Raw genomic sequence first — 16,440 nt, 5'->3', positions numbered from 1 at the left:
ATAAAAAAGCAGGAATGTACACTCTATCCCGGAAATTTCCACTTTTTTCACATTTTATTTACAGGCAGGGCATAAATGGAAGCTACTGCTTCTGCCACTTTAATTCCGTCCATTGCTGCAGATGTAATGCCACCGGCGTAACCAGCGCCCTCTCCGCAGGGGTAGATTCCTTCTATATTGGAAGTGAGTTTTTTTGGTTCCCGCACGATCCGGACAGGAGAAGATGTACGGCTTTCTACTCCTTCCAGCAATGCATCCGGCCGGTCAAAACCGGAAAGTTTTTTTCCAAAAGCATGGATTCCGGCTTCAATGGAATCCCCGATCTCTTTCGGGAAAATGCTGCGGACATCGGTAAGTGTATAGGCTCCTTTGATACAGGGGCTCACATCTCCAAGTTTGATACTTTTCTTATGCGCACAATAATCTTTGAAAAGCTGTACCGGAACTTTTCCGTTTCCGGCTTCCCAGGCAGCACGTTCCAGCTTTCGTTGGAGTGCGATTCCTCCAAGAACGCCTTCCTCCGGAAAATCAGAAGGATTTACTGTAACGATGATGGCACTGTTGGCATTACGGCTGTCACGTGCCTGGTAACTCATCCCATTTACTGCCAGCATGCCTTCCTCAGAAGAAGCATTTACCACATAGCCACCGGGACACATGCAAAAAGAATAAACGCCACGTCCGTTTTCCAGTGTATGGGTAACTTTGTAGCTGGCTGCGCCCAGGTAATCATTTTCCGGCTCTCCGTAAAGATCCTGGTTGATCATGGTCTGTGGATGTTCCACTCGTACTCCTACTGCGAAAGATTTTGGCTCCATGGAAAGATTGTGCTTGTTCAGCATGGCAAAAGTATCTCTGGCACTGTGGCCGGGAGCAAGAACGCAGATTTCTGCCGGTATTTCTTCTTTTTCATTGACGATGACAGCCGCAAGTTTCTGGTCACGGACCACCAGATCAGTCACTGTGGAACGGAATCGGAATTCCCCGCCCATTTCTTCAATCTGATGGCGCATAAACTGAACGATTCCCACAAGCTGATCCGTACCAAGGTGGGGTTTCTGCTGGTAAAGGATTTCAGATGGAGCTCCTGCTTCTACAAATCTGGAAAGGACTTCTTTTCCTCTTCCGTAGGTATCTTTTACCAGAGTATTCAGCTTTCCGTCGGAAAAAGTTCCCGCACCGCCTTCTCCGAACTGCACATTGGAATCCGGATCCAGGATGCCGTTCTTCCAGAAATTTTCTACAGTTTCCTGGCGTTTATCTGCTTCTTCTCCACGTTCCAGTACCAATGGACAGTATCCGGCTTTTGCCAGATACCAGGCGCAGAATAATCCGGCCGGTCCGCTTCCGATCACTACCGGTCGATGGGACAATGTTTCAGAACCAGGTGTCGGAAAATGATACTTTCTCTCTGCGGTTAACATAATGTTTTTATCGTAAACCTTTTTTAAAACACGGGATTCATTATCCACTTTAATGTCTACAGTATAGACAAATTTTTTGTCCTCTTTATGCCGGGCATCCAGAGATTGTTTTCGGATCTCATAAGTGAACGGCTGATTTCCAAGGCGAAGTGTTTTCGCTATTTTTCTGTGAAGCTGCTCTTCTGTATGGGTGATGGGAAGCTTCAACTGTGTGATCCGGATCATTGTTATTCCTCCTTTGCTGCCCAGATACCGGCGGTAGCTCCACTTGACCATGCCCACTGCAGGTTGTATCCACCGCAGGTGCCGTCAATATCAAGGAGTTCTCCGGCAAAATAAAGGCCTTTATGAAGTCTGGATTCCATGGTTTTACTTTGAACTTCAGAAGTATCCACGCCGCCGGAACAAACCTGTGCCTGTTCAAAAGAAAGGCTGTCTTTTACCGGAAGGCGAAAATCATTGATCCCATGGATCAGATCCTTCTGTGCACATAAGACACGGATCAGTTTTTCCGGAAAAAGTCCGATGAGAAGTTCTTTTTCTGTTTTATAAGGGCAGGCTGTTTTTCTCTGTTCCAGGTATTCTTCCAGTTCTTTCTGGTTCAGTTCCGGAAAAAAATTTATGGAAAGCTCTGCGTTTTTGTTTTCGTGAACCGCTCGGATGGCGTAGCGGGAAATCTGAAATACCGGGATCCCGGATACACCGTAATCGGTAAGCTGCAGTTCTCCCTGCTGAGAGGCTGCCGGAATGCCATCTATATAAAGGGTTATCTTACCTTCTGTCCGCACACCACTCCAGCCGGAAAAAGAATTTCCCTTACATTTCAAAGCTGTCAGAGCTGGAAGAGGTTCGATCAGATGATGTCCGAGACTTTCTGCGATTTTGTATCCACTTTCACTGGAACCTGCAACGGAAGAGGCGCGGGAACCGTTTGCAAGAATCACGGCATCACCATTGTAGGTCCATCCGTCAGTATGGATCTTCCACTGTCCGTTTGTGAAAGACACGCCGGTAACAGTCTGATTGGTTTTCAGTTTTACTTTCAGGCTGCGTGCTTTCATGGTAAGAACATCTACCACACTCTGCGCCTGGCTGCTCCGGGGATAGATCCATCCGTCGCGGTCTGTGGTACAGATTCCCAGTTCCTGAAAAAATTCCAGAGTCTTTTCCACAGGAAACTGTGCCAAGGCATCTTTGACAAATTCCGGATGGGATCCCCGGTAAGCGTTTTCATCCTGGTTCAGATTTGTCATATTACAGCGTCCATTTCCTGTAGCACAGATTTTTCTTCCGGGACGGTCATTCTGTTCCAGAACCGTAACCGCTGCTCCGTTTATGGCAGCCTGAATAGCCGCCATAAGGCCGGAAGCACCTGCTCCTACGACAAAGACCTGCTTTTTTAAGTCCTGTCCTTCGGATTTTTTCATAATTTCACAAGTTCCTTATCAACCATATACTGAAGAGATTTCAGGATTCCAAGTTTAGCATGCTCCCAGGTAAGACCACCCTGGAAATAAACAGCATAAGGTGGTTTCATAGGACCATCGGCAGAAAGCTCGATGGAAGAACCCTGGATGAAAGCACCTGCAGCCATGATGACCTGACTGTCATACCCTGGCATATCCCACGGTTCCGGTGTCACAAAACTGTCTACCGGTGCTGCAGCCTGGATACCCTGGCAGAATGCTACAAGACCTTCCGGTGTTCCAAGGGTGACTGCCTGGATGATATCCTGACGTGGTTCTGTGCTGTTCGGTACCACCGGGAAACCAAGTTTTTCGTAAATGTTTGCTGCAAAAACGGCGCCTTTTAAAGCTCCTTTGGTAACCATCGGTGCAAGGAAAAATCCCTGGTACAGAGAACGGTTTACACCAAGGGTTGCCCCCACTTCCATGCCCAGTCCCGGGCAGGTCATACGGTAGGAAGCGTTTTCCACACAGTCTTTTCTTCCGGCGATATATCCGCCGATAGGGGCAAGACCGCCGCCTGGATTTTTGATCAGGGAACCCACCATGATATCTGCACCTACATCACTTGGCTCTATGGTATCTACGAACTCACCGTAGCAGTTATCTACCATGCAGATCACATCCGGTTTGATCTTCTTTACAAAAGCGATCAGCTCACCGATCTGTTTTACAGAGAAGGAAGGACGAGTCTGATAGCCTTTGGAACGCTGAATGGTTACCAGTTTTGTTTTTTCATTGACTGCCTTTTTGATATTTTCGTAATCAAAGGTACCATCCTCAAGAAGGTCTACCTGACGGTATTTTACACCATATTCTGTAAGAGAACCGTTGGACGGACGGATCCCGATGACTTCTTCCAGAGTATCATATGGTTTGCCTACAGGGGAAAGAAGCTCATCGCCCGGGCGTAAGTTTCCAAACAGTGCAATGGCAAGTGCGTGGGTTCCGCAGGTGATCTGCGGGCGGACCAGGCAGGCTTCTGTGTGGAATGTATCCGCATAGACCTGCTCCAGGGTCTCGCGTCCAAGGTCATTGTAGCCATAACCGGAGGAAGCTCCGAAACATGCCTCACTGACACGGTTTTTCTGCATGGCATGGATAACCTTCATCTGGTTATACTCTGCAGTTTTATCAAATTTTTCAAAACGTTCTTTCAGGGAATCTTCTACAGTTTTACCGAAATCGTAAACTGCGGAAGAGATTCCAAGCTGTGCATATAATTCTTTCATGATCATTTTTCCTTTTTTATTTTATTTGGCAGGCAGGATCCCTTTTTCTCTGCATACAGAAAGCATGTAGGAAAGGATCCGGCTGTCATCGTAATCAAAGTTATCTTTATCTACCCAGGTTACCTCGCCTTCTCTTCGGAACCAGGTAAGCTGGCGTTTGGCGAAATGTCTGGTGTCACGTTTCAGGATGCGAACGGCTTCCTCGTAAGGGTATTCTCCGTCCATCCAGTCCAGGATTTCTTTATAGCCCAGTCCCTGCATCGAAACCATTCCTCTGTGGCAGCCCATTTCCCGGAGCTTTTTTACTTCTTCTACAAGCCCGTTTTTCAACATCTCATCCACTCTTGTGTCTATGCGTTCGTAGAGAAGGGGACGGGGTGCGTTCAGGACAAAGTATGCCAGGGCATAGGGGCTGGTATGTTCTTTCTGCTCTTCATTATGTTCGGAGATCCTGGTACCGTTCTGTTTATAAAATTCCAGGGCGCGTATCACTCGCTTGACATTGTTCTCATGGATGTCCTGGGCTGACTTGGGATCAACCTGTGCAAGCATATCATGAAGAAATGAAGGGCCTTTTTGTTCTGCCAGCTCTTCCAGCTCCCTGCGGTAATGGTCATCCTGGTTGGAACTGGTAAAATCAATATCTCTGGTTACGGCCTGAATATAAAATCCCGTGCCGCCTACCAGGATCGGGATCCGGCCTTTATCATAAATTTTTTCCATGGCTTCTTTTGCCATCTGCTGGAAAAGGACAATATTAAAATCTTCTGTGGGCTCCAACACATCCACCAGATGATGAGGGACGCCATCCATTTCTTCCGGTGTGATCTTGGCGGAACCAATATCCATATGGCGGTAAACCTGCATGGAATCTGCGGAGATGATCTCTCCGTTTACTGCTTTTGCAAGGGCAATGGAAAGTTTTGTTTTTCCCACGGCAGTAGGTCCGGTAAGGACGATAAGAGGTTTTTTCATAGATTTTCTCCGTTTATGATAGGTATCTTACACGATACGTTTAAATTTTTTTTCAATCTCTGTCTTACTCATGGCAATGATGGTTGGCCTTCCATGAGGACAGTTATAAGGATTTTCCAGTGTCAGAAGTTCATCGATCAGCTTGTCGGCTTCCTGGGGTGACATGGAATGATTGCCTTTTACAGCAGCTTTGCAGGCCATAGTTGCAAGCCTTGCGGTAAACAGTTCAAATGCATCTTTGGAGCCGTCTGCAGTGAGATGGTCCAGCATTTCCAGAAACAGCTCTTCCTCTGTCATTCCCAGAAGACTGGATGGCACCGCACTGATACTGTACTCTCTTCCCCCAAAAGGTTCGATCTCAAAACCGAAATCCCGAAAATATTTTTCGTTTGCTTTTAACAGGTTTTCTTCCTCAAGGCTGAGTGAAACGATCAGCGGAGGGCTTACGTACTGAGACTGGATGTTCTGAGACTGGAACAGCTTTACGAACCGCTCATAATATACTTTTTCATGGGCCGCATGCTGGTCAATGATATAAAAATTATCTTCGAACTGTACCAGCCAGTAGGTGTCAAACAGCTGTCCGATCAGCCTGTGGCGGCTTCTGGATTCCGGGGCAAGAAGCCGTTCTTCGAAAAGTTCCAGCTGTTTTGGCGTTTCCTGTTCCAGGGATTTGATCGGCTCGCTGTTTATCTCAGGAGATGTCGATTCGGCAGGTTTTTCAGATATCACTTCTGGATCAGCTGTTTCTACAGCGGAAGTCTCTTTTTTTCCGTCCTTCAGTGTGCCGGAAAACATTTCCTCTTCTTCTTTTGTAAAGGGCTGAGATCTATATACGGGATTTTCCCGCAGAGAACCCATATGCCTGTATTTATCTGTAAAAGAATCTGAAGAACTGTGAGCTGTTTCAGCTGAGCCATAGGAGGCTGTACTATTTGTCAACTTATTATAAGGTATCGATGAAACCGGCGATGTACGTACTTCAGAAGCTGTCGGTGCAATATGGGAAGCTATATTCGCCGTCCGGTTCTGGTGTCCGTACATCTCCTGCCGTCTTTTTACCTCGAAAGGTTCCGGAACATTTCCTGGCTTCATCTGCTCGTTGTGAGATGTCGGTTCGTCTTTTCCCACAGATACCTGCGGGATTAGTTCTCTGTGAGTCAGTACCTTACGAACAGTTTCATAGATAGCCGTATAAACTTCGGTTTCTCTGGCAAAACGCACTTCTCTTTTTGCCGGATGTACATTAACGTCCAGGTCATTACCATCCATTTCGATCCGAAGGGAAACAAATGGAAATTTATGCTGCATGACCAGTCCTTTATACCCATCCTCAATAGCCTTGGTAATGATCTTGTTTTTTACATACCGGCCATTGATATAATAATTCTCAAAAGTGCGGTTTCCTCTGGAAATCTCCGGTTTTCCCACAAAGCCTTCGATCTTCATAAAATCATTTTCATAGGAGACTTCCAGAAGTGCTTTGGCGATCTCCCGTCCGTAAACGCTGTAGATCACATCCTTTACGCTGTAATTTCCGGAACTGGAAAGTTTCACCTGACGATTCTGGATATATTTAAAGGAAATTTCCGGATGGGAAAGCGCCAGCTGTTCCATCAGCGTATTGATGTAACCGGCTTCTGTCATGTCGGATTTCAGAAATTTGCTTCTTGCAGGTGTGTTGTAAAAAAGGTTCCGGATCAGGAAGGTGGTTCCCTCCGGTGCGCCCATCTCCTCCAAAGACTGTTCTTTTCCACCTTCGATCACATAGCGGGTACCGCTGATGGCAGAAGGAGTTTTTGTGATCAGTTCTACCTGGGAAACTGCGGCAATACTGGAAAGAGCCTCGCCACGAAAGCCCAGGGAGGCAATATGTGTCAGGTCTTCCACTTTTTCAATTTTGCTTGTAGCATGACGTAGAAAAGCAAGGGGAACCTGTTCTGCTTCCATTCCGGAGCCGTTATCTGTGATACGGATCAGCTTTTTTCCACCATCTGTGATCTCTACTGTGATGGCGGTAGCTCCTGCGTCAATAGCATTTTCCACAAGTTCTTTTACAACAGAAGAAGGCCGCTCCACAACTTCACCTGCTGAGATCTTATCAATGGTATTCTGGTCTAAAACTGCAATTTTTCTCAAGGTATCACCACCGGTTCTTTATTTTGTTCTGCAGATTATAGAGAATATTCAGGGCCTCCATTGGAGTCAGGTTGCCAATCTCCAGGCCTTTGATCTCTTCGATGACATCATTATCCTGCACCGTGTCAAAGAGTGACATCTGTGCCATATCCACCTGATCATAGGTGATCTTCTGCTTCTTTTTCGGAGCAGTCAGGTCTTTTACCGCTGCGGTGATATCTGCGTCACTGAGCTCTTCCACAAGTTCCTTGGCACGCTGGATCACGGAATCCGGAACACCGGCAAGCTTGGCCACCTGGATACCATAACTCTTGTCAGCGCCACCTTTTACGATCTTACGAAGAAATACGATATCGTCACCCTTTTCTTTGACAGCAATACAGTAATTGTTGACACCGGAAAGTTTTCCCTCCAGTTCGGTAAGCTCATGATAATGGGTCGCAAATAAGGTTTTGGCACCGCAGAGCTTGGTATTGCTGATATGTTCGATCACTGCCCAGGCAATGGAGAGGCCGTCAAAAGTACTGGTTCCACGTCCGATCTCATCCAGGATCAGAAGGCTACGGGAAGTGGCATTGCGAAGAATATTGGCAACCTCCGTCATTTCCACCATAAAGGTACTTTGTCCGCTTGCAAGGTCATCAGATGCACCTACACGGGTGAAGATCCGATCAACCACACCGATGTTTGCACTGTCTGCCGGAACAAAGCTTCCGATCTGTGCCATCAGTACGATCAGGGCTGTCTGGCGCATATATGTGGATTTTCCGGCCATGTTTGGTCCTGTGATAATGGAGATCCGTTTTTTGTGGTTGTCAAGATACGTATCGTTTGGAATGAACATATCATTTTCGATCATCTGCTCCACAACCGGATGACGGCCGTTTCGGATATCAATGAGGCCTGTCTCATTGATCTTTGGCCGGACGAAATTATTCCTCTGGGCAACCAGCGCAAGAGAAGCGAAAACATCCAGTGCAGCCACTGCTTTTGCAGTGCGCTGGATACGGACAACTTCCGCTCCAACCTGATCACGGATACTGGAAAACAGTTCAAATTCCAGCGCATAAAGCTTATCCTCAGCTCCAAGGATCAGATCTTCCAGATCTTTCAGTTCCTGAGTGATATAACGCTCTGCATTGGTAAGGGTCTGTTTGCGGATATAATCCTCCGGCACAAGATCTTTGAAAGTATTGGTAACTTCCAGAGAATAACCAAATACACGATTGTACTTGATCTTCAGGCTTTTGATACCGGTACGTTCCCTCTCTCTTGCCTCCAGCTCAGAAAGCCATTTCTTTCCATCTGTCCGGGAACGGCGGAATTTATCTACATCTTCATTATATCCTTCCCGGATAATGCCACCGTCTTTCTGGGCAAGAGGCGGATCATCGGTGATAGAGTTCCGGATCAGCGAGGTAATGTCTGTCAGAGGATCCATATCTTCGTTGATCTTAGTAAGCAGTGGAGATTTGAATTCTGCCAGGACCTGTTTTATATAAGGAAGCATTTCCAGAGAAGAGGCAAAAGAAACCAGATCTCTCGGATTAGCGGATTTGTAACTGATACGGCTGATCAGACGTTCCAGATCATAGATCGGGTTTAAATATTCCCGGATCTCATCCCGTTCCATGGGTTTTTCATTCAGTTCTTCCAGAGCACCCAGTCTCTTTTCGATTTCCTCTGCATCGATCAGAGGCTGTTCCACATAAGACCGAAGTGTTCTGGCTCCCATAGCTGTTTTGGTCTTGTCCAGTACCCAGAGAAGAGAACCTCTTTTCTGTTTTTCGCGCATGGTTTCCACAAGCTCCAGATTACGACGGCTGGAGCTGTCGATAAGCATGTATTTCTCGGCAGAGTAAGGGCGGATACTTGCCATATGGGAAAGTGCTGTTTTCTGTGTTTCTTTCAGATACAGGAACAGGGCACCGGAAGCGATGATCCCGCTGTCGTAGTCACCAATTCCTAACCCCTCCAGATTTCCCACATGGAAATGTTCTTTTAGAGTTTTCTGACACAGCTGATCGTCAAAGTACCAGGGATCCAGGGCGAATACGCAGATTCCAAGACGTCCTTTCAGATCCTCCACATCCACACCACTTAAAAGAAACGCATCGTTGCAGATGATCTCTGCAGGTGTGAATTTATTGATCTCATCCAGAAGTTTCTGAGGCTTATCCAGCTCTGTAAGAAAGCAGTCACCGGTTGTGATATCTGCAATAGCACAGCCAAAATGATCTCCGATGGAGACAATGGACATCAGATAATTGTTTTTGGATTCGTCCAGTGACATGGCATCCAGTGTGGTTCCCGGTGTGACAATACGAACAACTTCACGTTTTACAAGACCCTTGGCTTTTTTCGGATCTTCTACCTGTTCACAGATGGCAACTTTATAACCTTTTTCTATCAATCGGTTGATATAAGTTTCCGCAGCATGAAAAGGAACGCCACACATGGGCGCTCTCTCTTCCAATCCGCAGTCTTTTCCTGTAAGTGTGATCTCCAATTCCTTGGATGCAGTCAGCGCATCATCAAAGAACATTTCATAAAAATCGCCCAGACGGTAAAAAAGGATACAGTCGCTGTACTCTTCTTTGGTCTTTACGTATTCTTTCATCATCGGTGATAATGTACTGGTATCAGCCGGAAACCCAGTGTTTATGCGGGTTTCAGATGCCTCATATTCTTTTTTGACCCACTTTTGCCCCATTTTTTTTTCTTCTTCAGTGTTTCTTGCTTTTTCCAAATATTTAAACCTCTTCCTAAATTGTCATTTTATCAGTAAAATCAGATTTCTTTTCCATACTTTTCTTCATAATTTCTTATCGTGGTTGCTTTAAGATTCCGAACCTTATAAAGTTCCATCCATTTCTCATACCATTTTGAAACGGACATACTCGAATCAAAGCCTGGAATACCTGGGAGAACTTCCGCCAAATACATGTTTCTTTGCTTTTTCACCTGCTGAAGATTTGTTCCATAGATAGAAAAAGGCGGTTGCCAGATCCCTTAATTGTGATTCTGGCTTCTTACCGCCCATCTTTTCTTTGTCGGATTCCCTTACCTATTTCTTTTCCTCTTAGATTTTTTCCATAACATTACCATCCTTTTTCTAATAACAATAGATGATCATGCATGGCACTGGACTTAATTTTAACACAACCCCAAAAACCTTTCAAGACTGCCGATCTATCCATTTCTGAAATTTTTTCTTATCAATCAGGGTTCTTCGCCCAATTCGTACCATGAAGGTATTATTCTTCATAAGAATTCTCATGGTTTTCTCTGAAAGACCTGTGCGTTCACAGGCTTCCTTGACTGATATAAGAATCTTATCGTTATCTGCTGCTTGTATTTTTTATGTATCATATATATTACAGCCAATATCTGAAGGCAGATGATATTGGCTGTTCCTCTCTTCGATAAAATTATTCTTTTGTCATCTGATTTTAATTTCTATTTTTCCTTCCACTTGGCTATATAAATCCAGAGGATCTTCATCACTTTCATAAACACGTCCTTCGCCTTCTCCGTAAGTATCTTCTATTCCAGTTTCATATTTTTTATATGTTGTGCTGTTTTTTTCTTCTTTATTTACATATAATTCTAATGTCACCGTTTTAGCATCTGGCGAAATTCCTTTGTATTTTGTATTATTTCTGCTTTCTTCAAACACAGTCTCTGCGTCTCCATAATTTGTCATTCTATAAAGCCCCTGATTTCCTTTATCGTCGGTTCCTAGTAAATAATAATCTTCATATTCTTTATTATCCAAATTTCCATAAATTGTACTTGCCAAATCGTTTAAGCTCATTTTTGAAATCGTCAGATTTTGATTTGGAGATATCTTTATTTTTTTATTCACATTTACATTTATGGTATTCTTCTCTAGTTCTTCCCAATTTGATGAAAATTCAAAAATATAGTCATCCGTATCTTCTGTATCTGCAGTATCCATTTCTGTTGGATCAAATAACCATACTTTCATTTTTATATCTGCTGTATTATCTTTAAAAGTTGTATCTTCCAACCTATAATGACAAACCTGACCATCTGTTCCGTTCTCCTTTTTCTCCAGAGCATATGTTCCATCTAACTGTGCTGCTTTTCCATTTATCTCCACTTCTGTTAGTAGAATAGTCTCCTTTTCTTTTGAATCATTTATATTATCAGATATTGCCACCCATAAATTCTCCTTATCAGCAGCAATTTCATCTAACGTAATAGAAATTCCATTTTTAGTAATCGTTTTTCCAACACTATCTATATATGATTCTACATTTTCATTAATCCCCAATGCAGTTTGAATCCACGAAGTAATCTGTTCCCAGGCCGCCTTTATCTCATGCGGATGTCCCAAGCCTCCTATCAATAATGCTATTACAACTCCTGCTGCTGCAATCTTTGCTAATTTTAATTTCAAATTAACATTTCGCTTTTCCCATGGCAAGGAAGCTTCATAAACAAATTTTTCATCTATTTCTCCCATCAGATCCAAAAAATTGTTTTCTTTTTTCATATGATTTCTTTCACCTCTTCCCATAATCTGTTTCTGCTTCGAAAAAGACTGGATTTAATTTTAGTCTCAGAGCATCCATGTCTTTTTGCAATGTCTTTAATATTATCCATATACCAATATCGCCTGACAAAAATATCCCTGTCCCCTGCTTTTAAATCACTTAAAAATTTTTCTAAAATATTCAAAATTTCCTTTTTCTTTATGTCCTCTTCCACATAATCCTTTATTGTATTTTCCAGTTTTTCCACTTCACCACAAATATCCATCATATGTGTATCTGCTCTTTTTGAAGCATTTTTCTTTCTGAAATTGTCCAATGCCAAATTTCTGGTTATTTTTCCAAGAAATGCAGATAATTTTGTTGGCGTTTTAGGCGGAATCTTATTCCACGTTATCAGCCACGTATCATTTACGCATTCTTCTGAATCTTCTGTGTTATATAAAATATTCCATGCAATCTTAAAGCAAAATTTTTCGTACTTTACTTCTACCTGGCGAATTGCATCTTCTGATCTTTCTAAAAATAAATTTATAATATGTATATCTTCCATATCACATTTCTCCCCTGTATATTAGTGTTTTTATGCAGATAGGCTATTTGCAGTGTGCCATATTAATGTTGTCTATTATATATAACGTATTTTTTTCTGTTTGGTTGCACTTTTTTTATAAATTTTTTTGTTACCATAATTCCATTATCACTATAACATATTATCTAATCATTCTTCTCTCCCTGGTCAACTATTAATATCGTAATCTGCTTCTGCAAATAAAGCTACATGCCAAAAATGAAAAAAAGGAGCTGCCATTCAATGTGCATTCATGAACGGCAGCTCCTTTTTAAATCATTTTTATTTAACAACTACTTTTACTTTTTTGCAACTATTTCCAGATTTCACTGTGATATAGGCTGTTCCCTTTTTCTTTCCAGTGATCACACCACTGGAACTTACCGTTGCAATCTTCTTATTCGAAGAACTGTAGGTAACCTTCTCCTGGGAAGTGATCGGGCTGATGACTGGTTTCGACGTAAGTTTTTTTATTCCTTGCAACGGTCACGCTTGATTTCAGTCCGGTGATCTTTGTTGTCCTTACCGTTGTTTTCTGCACAGTAATGGAAATGACCTGTTTTTTGCCGCTGGCCAGTGTAATGGTCACTTTGATTATTATTTGAATTCCAGCCCTCAGCCTTTTCATTGACAGAGGGCTAATTTGGGCTTAACAATTATTGAGCATCCCTTAACTGATCTACAATGCTGCATTTCGCTGCATTATCATACATCATGCAGGGAATCAGCCACCCAAGCAGAAGAAATACCGGAATTGTCAGCAGGACAGGCAGAACGGTGAACCGATACTCAAAGAACCAGAACATACTGCCCAGCATTTTCCCCGCAAGAGGTCCCACCGCCAGTGAAAGCACAAAGGCCACCGATACGGAAGACATTGCGTAAAACAACCCCTCGTAGATCAGCATGGTTTTGAGCTGTCGGGGCGTCATTCCTACAGCCTGAAGCACCGCAAATTCCCGGCGGCGGGAAAGAATACCGGTCATCATGGCGTTGAAGAAATTTAAGAGTCCCACCAGCCCAATGATAGCACAGAGGATACCACCGATCAGAAGGAACATCTGCCGGAACTGAGCAAACTCAGAGCGAACCGTGGCTTTGCTTTCATACATCAAGGGCGAAAACTCACCGGCCGTGAGCTTTGACAGATATTGCTCTGCTTCGGCCTCGTCAGCTTCGTCCGCTGTGTCGAACAGGTAGAGCATCGGAACGACTGCACCACCGCTGTCCCTCTGTGCGGTGTCCACAGGCAAAACTGCGTTATATCCAATACCACCATAACGATAACCCATGGAGTTCGGAAGTTCTACCAAGGCGCAGACCGTGTACTCTACATCTCTGGCCCCATACAATTTTGCCTGAATGTACTCCTCCGGTGTGTCTTCGTTGCACAGTTCCCCGGTGCGGCTGTCGATATATTTCATATCATCCGCATAGGTAGCCGTGATCGTGTCTCCCACCTTGGGGTAGTATTCAGGATTGGGCAGATTGCCGTAATCATCCAAAGAAACCGCAATGGCAATGGCGTTATTGTCCGGCTCCAGCATAGGAGAAATATCTCCGTCGAACACTTGCAGCTTGTCAAACAGACTGTTATCCAGAGCCTCGATTCTGGTATCTCCCATCACCATATTGCCCCGGTGCTCCAGACGGCTCATATGGCTGTCCAACTGCTCGACGCTTTCGTACCTTGCATAGTCCTGCCGCAGAGCATCTTCCGTCATCCACAGGTATGCATTTTTTCGCACAGCATATCCCGTGCCGGAAAGACTGGCCTTTGTGTTTGCTGTGATCTCCTCAATCTGTTCTGGCGTGATGAATTCATCTGCCGGGTTGTAACGGAAATAGTCGGGAGTGCTGACGATAAAATCGGCACAGGTCATGGAGGATACATACTTCTCCATGCTGAAGCCTCCCACAAAGGCACACAGCGCATTGAACAGTGTCACCGACAGTGCCAGAGACAACACCACCAGCACCGTCTTTTTCTTGTTTCGTCCCAGATTGGCAAAGGCCATCTGATGGAGCTTGGCTCCCCGGGTGCTGCGCTGTTTTTTCTTAGTCTGCATCACATCCGTATATTTGGCAGCCTCCACCGGAGAGACCCTGGCTGCCATTTTTCCGGGCTTGGAACAGGACAAGAGCACCGTCAACAGGGCAAACAGCATGGAACCAAGGAAGATCACAGGCGAAGTGCTGATGGTAGTGATGCCTGCATCCAACTGGGTGGAGCGCAAGACAACAGGTACCAGAACAGCGCCGATGCCGTAGCCCAGCAACAGTCCTGCCGGAATGCCGATCAGACAAAGCAGAAGTGCCTGCTGGCGAATGATGCGTTTGAGCTGCCGGGGCGTTGTGCCAATGGTTTTCAAAAGTCCGTAAAACCGGATATCCCCCGCAACAGAGATCTGGAAAATGTTATAGATGATAAGATACCCGGTGAAAATCACCAGTAGCAAAAAAGCTGCTATGGCGACCATCAGCTCTGGATCGAGCTGCGACTCCAGCTGGGATGAGGTATATCCCCAATTGACGCCGATTCGGACGCTGTTGGGATCGGTATAGCTGTCCCATGTGTAGCCAAGATCGGTATCCACCTGCTCCATCTGCCCTTGAATGTTTGTGCCGGAAGCCAGCATGACATTCAAATCGGTGCGGAAGGGCTGTAACCCTGTTTTCACTGCCTGCGCTTCGATGTCATCTGCGTAATCACGGCTGATGTTGATGTAGTGAACAGGCATTAGTTCATCATAGTCCCAATAGCCCACCAGCGTAAAGGTATCTGTTACAGTAAAGGCAGTTTGATCCTTGTCCGTGATGGAATAGGAAACCGTGACCTCTGCGCCCAGCTCCGGCGTTACGCCAAGTAGCTGCAATGCTGCCGTATCCATGGCCGCCTCTTTGCCGCTTTCGGGCATCCGCCCGGTAGTGGGGGTGGCATAGCTCCATTTGGTGCAGTTGGCATCCATGTAGCTGATCTCTGCAGGGGTTTTGGAAAAGACACCATCCACTGTGATGCCGATCACCTTCCGTGCCCCAGCAGCCTTCACCTTTGGGTGGGCAGCGATACGTTCCGCCTGCTCGGGGGAAACATCTTTAAAGGTACCGTGTGCATAGCCGCCTACCTGCCGAAACTGGTAGGTTTCATAACTGGCGTTCAACGACAAGACAATGGTGAACATGGACGTAAATAGCAGCGTTGTCAGCGCAATGGCAAAAATAGCGATCAGATTGCGGCGGCGGTTCGCATAAAGAGATTTTAAGCTGAGCTTTCGAATACATTTTTGATTTCTTACCTTCATCACGGTCACCTCCTCATCGGCCCGTGACAATGCGGCCATCTTCTATGCGGATGATCCGGTCAGATAGTTGGGCAATCTCTTCGTTGTGGGTGATCATCACGATGGTCTGGGCGAACTTTTGACTGGTGACTTTCATAAGGCTCAATACATCCTGGCTGGTCTTGGAATCCAGATTGCCGGTCGGTTCATCTGCCAGAATGATAGCGGGTGCTGCTGCCAGTGCACGGGCAATGGCTACCCGCTGCTGTTGACCACCTGAGAGCTGATTGGGCAGTGCATCCAGACGGTCGTTCAGTCCAAGCGTCTGCACGATCTGCTTCACAAAAGATTTATTTACCTTTCCACCATCCAGTTCAATGGGTAGAATGATGTTTTCATATACATTCAGCACCGGAACAAGATTGTAGCTCTGAAATACAAAACCGATTTTTCTGCGGCGGAAAATAGTCAGAGCTTCCTCCTTCAGGGAGAAAATATCCTGTCCGTCCACCATGACCGTGCCGCTTGTAGGGCGATCCAGACCGCCCAGCATATGCAGCAGCGTGGATTTGCCGGATCCGGATGTGCCGACAATTGCAACAAATTCGCCCTTTTTTACACTTAAATCAACTCCATCCAACGCATGAACGGCGTTATTGCCGGAGCCATAAATCTTTTTCAGGTCTTTTGCCTGTAAAACCTCCATAAATGAGTACCTCCATGAAAAAATCTGTATGTATGAAAGGAAACGATCCTTTGATACATACAGATTATCGCATAGGATTCTTTCCACATTCTTTCCGGCGGAAAATGAAATCTAACAATTTTGAAA

At 45.1% G+C, this 16,440-nt stretch carries 12 protein-coding genes; all 12 read right to left on the bottom strand.

Annotated features, from left to right (window positions below):
* Positions 1 to 47: 47 nt before the first annotated feature.
* The 12 genes from G5B12_RS05045 to G5B12_RS04990 all read right to left on the bottom strand — a co-directional run bounded on the left by G5B12_RS05045 (position 48) and on the right by G5B12_RS04990 (position 16,314).
* Complete coding sequence (locus G5B12_RS05045) at positions 48 to 1,649, bottom strand: NAD(P)/FAD-dependent oxidoreductase (protein WP_174087843.1); 1,602 nt, start codon at positions 1,647 to 1,649, stop codon at positions 48 to 50.
* A gap of 2 nt (positions 1,650 to 1,651) precedes the next feature.
* On the bottom strand, positions 1,652 to 2,851 hold the full coding sequence (locus G5B12_RS05040; RefSeq protein ID WP_173761634.1) for an NAD(P)/FAD-dependent oxidoreductase: 1,200 nt from the start codon (positions 2,849 to 2,851) through the stop codon (positions 1,652 to 1,654).
* Positions 2,848 to 4,122, bottom strand: coding sequence for a methionine gamma-lyase family protein (locus G5B12_RS05035; protein WP_021977999.1), 1,275 nt, complete (start codon positions 4,120 to 4,122; stop codon positions 2,848 to 2,850). Before G5B12_RS05035 ends, G5B12_RS05040 begins: the two co-directional genes overlap by 4 nt.
* A 21-nt stretch (positions 4,123 to 4,143) precedes the next feature.
* The gene (gene miaA / locus G5B12_RS05030) at positions 4,144 to 5,097 is read right to left on the bottom strand and encodes a tRNA (adenosine(37)-N6)-dimethylallyltransferase MiaA (RefSeq protein WP_021652027.1); all 954 of its coding nucleotides are present in this window, start codon (positions 5,095 to 5,097) and stop codon (positions 4,144 to 4,146) included.
* A gap of 27 nt (positions 5,098 to 5,124) precedes the next feature.
* A complete protein-coding gene (mutL, locus tag G5B12_RS05025; protein ID WP_174087842.1) occupies positions 5,125 to 7,236 on the bottom strand; it encodes a DNA mismatch repair endonuclease MutL in 2,112 nt (703 codons plus the stop codon).
* Positions 7,237 to 7,240: 4 nt separating this feature from the next.
* Positions 7,241 to 9,859 (bottom strand): DNA mismatch repair protein MutS, encoded by a 2,619-nt coding sequence (gene mutS / locus G5B12_RS05020; protein ID WP_174087878.1) that lies wholly within the window; start codon positions 9,857 to 9,859, stop codon positions 7,241 to 7,243.
* Positions 9,860 to 10,414: 555 nt separating this feature from the next.
* Positions 10,415 to 10,564: a helix-turn-helix domain-containing protein gene (locus tag G5B12_RS18485; protein ID WP_227588800.1), complete on the bottom strand. Its 150-nt coding sequence runs from the start codon at positions 10,562 to 10,564 to the stop codon at positions 10,415 to 10,417.
* A 114-nt stretch (positions 10,565 to 10,678) separates the two neighbouring features.
* Entirely contained in the window at positions 10,679 to 11,782 is a 1,104-nt protein-coding gene (locus G5B12_RS05010; RefSeq protein WP_174087841.1) for a DUF4179 domain-containing protein, read from the bottom strand.
* Positions 11,755 to 12,309, bottom strand: a complete 555-nt coding sequence (locus G5B12_RS05005; protein ID WP_015525029.1) for an RNA polymerase sigma factor — start codon at positions 12,307 to 12,309, stop codon at positions 11,755 to 11,757. The genes G5B12_RS05010 and G5B12_RS05005 overlap by 28 nt, the downstream gene beginning before the upstream one ends.
* Before the next feature lie 300 nt (positions 12,310 to 12,609).
* Entirely contained in the window at positions 12,610 to 12,810 is a 201-nt protein-coding gene (locus G5B12_RS05000; RefSeq protein WP_226845428.1) for an Ig-like domain-containing protein, read from the bottom strand.
* A gap of 173 nt (positions 12,811 to 12,983) precedes the next feature.
* Positions 12,984 to 15,629 carry an ABC transporter permease gene (locus tag G5B12_RS04995; RefSeq protein ID WP_174087840.1) on the bottom strand — a complete coding sequence of 882 codons (2,646 nt, stop codon included), beginning with the start codon at positions 15,627 to 15,629 and terminating at the stop codon, positions 12,984 to 12,986.
* A gap of 13 nt (positions 15,630 to 15,642) precedes the next feature.
* On the bottom strand, positions 15,643 to 16,314 hold the full coding sequence (locus G5B12_RS04990) for an ABC transporter ATP-binding protein (protein ID WP_110103130.1): 672 nt from the start codon (positions 16,312 to 16,314) through the stop codon (positions 15,643 to 15,645).
* Positions 16,315 to 16,440 lie beyond the last annotated feature (126 nt).

This window comes from Blautia sp. MSK.20.85, assembly GCF_013317245.1.
In the GTDB taxonomy this organism is placed as follows: Bacteria; Bacillota; Clostridia; order Lachnospirales; family Lachnospiraceae; genus Blautia_A.
The sequence above is the reverse complement of the archived record's forward strand: the minus strand, read 5'-3'. Positions and strand labels throughout refer to the sequence as shown.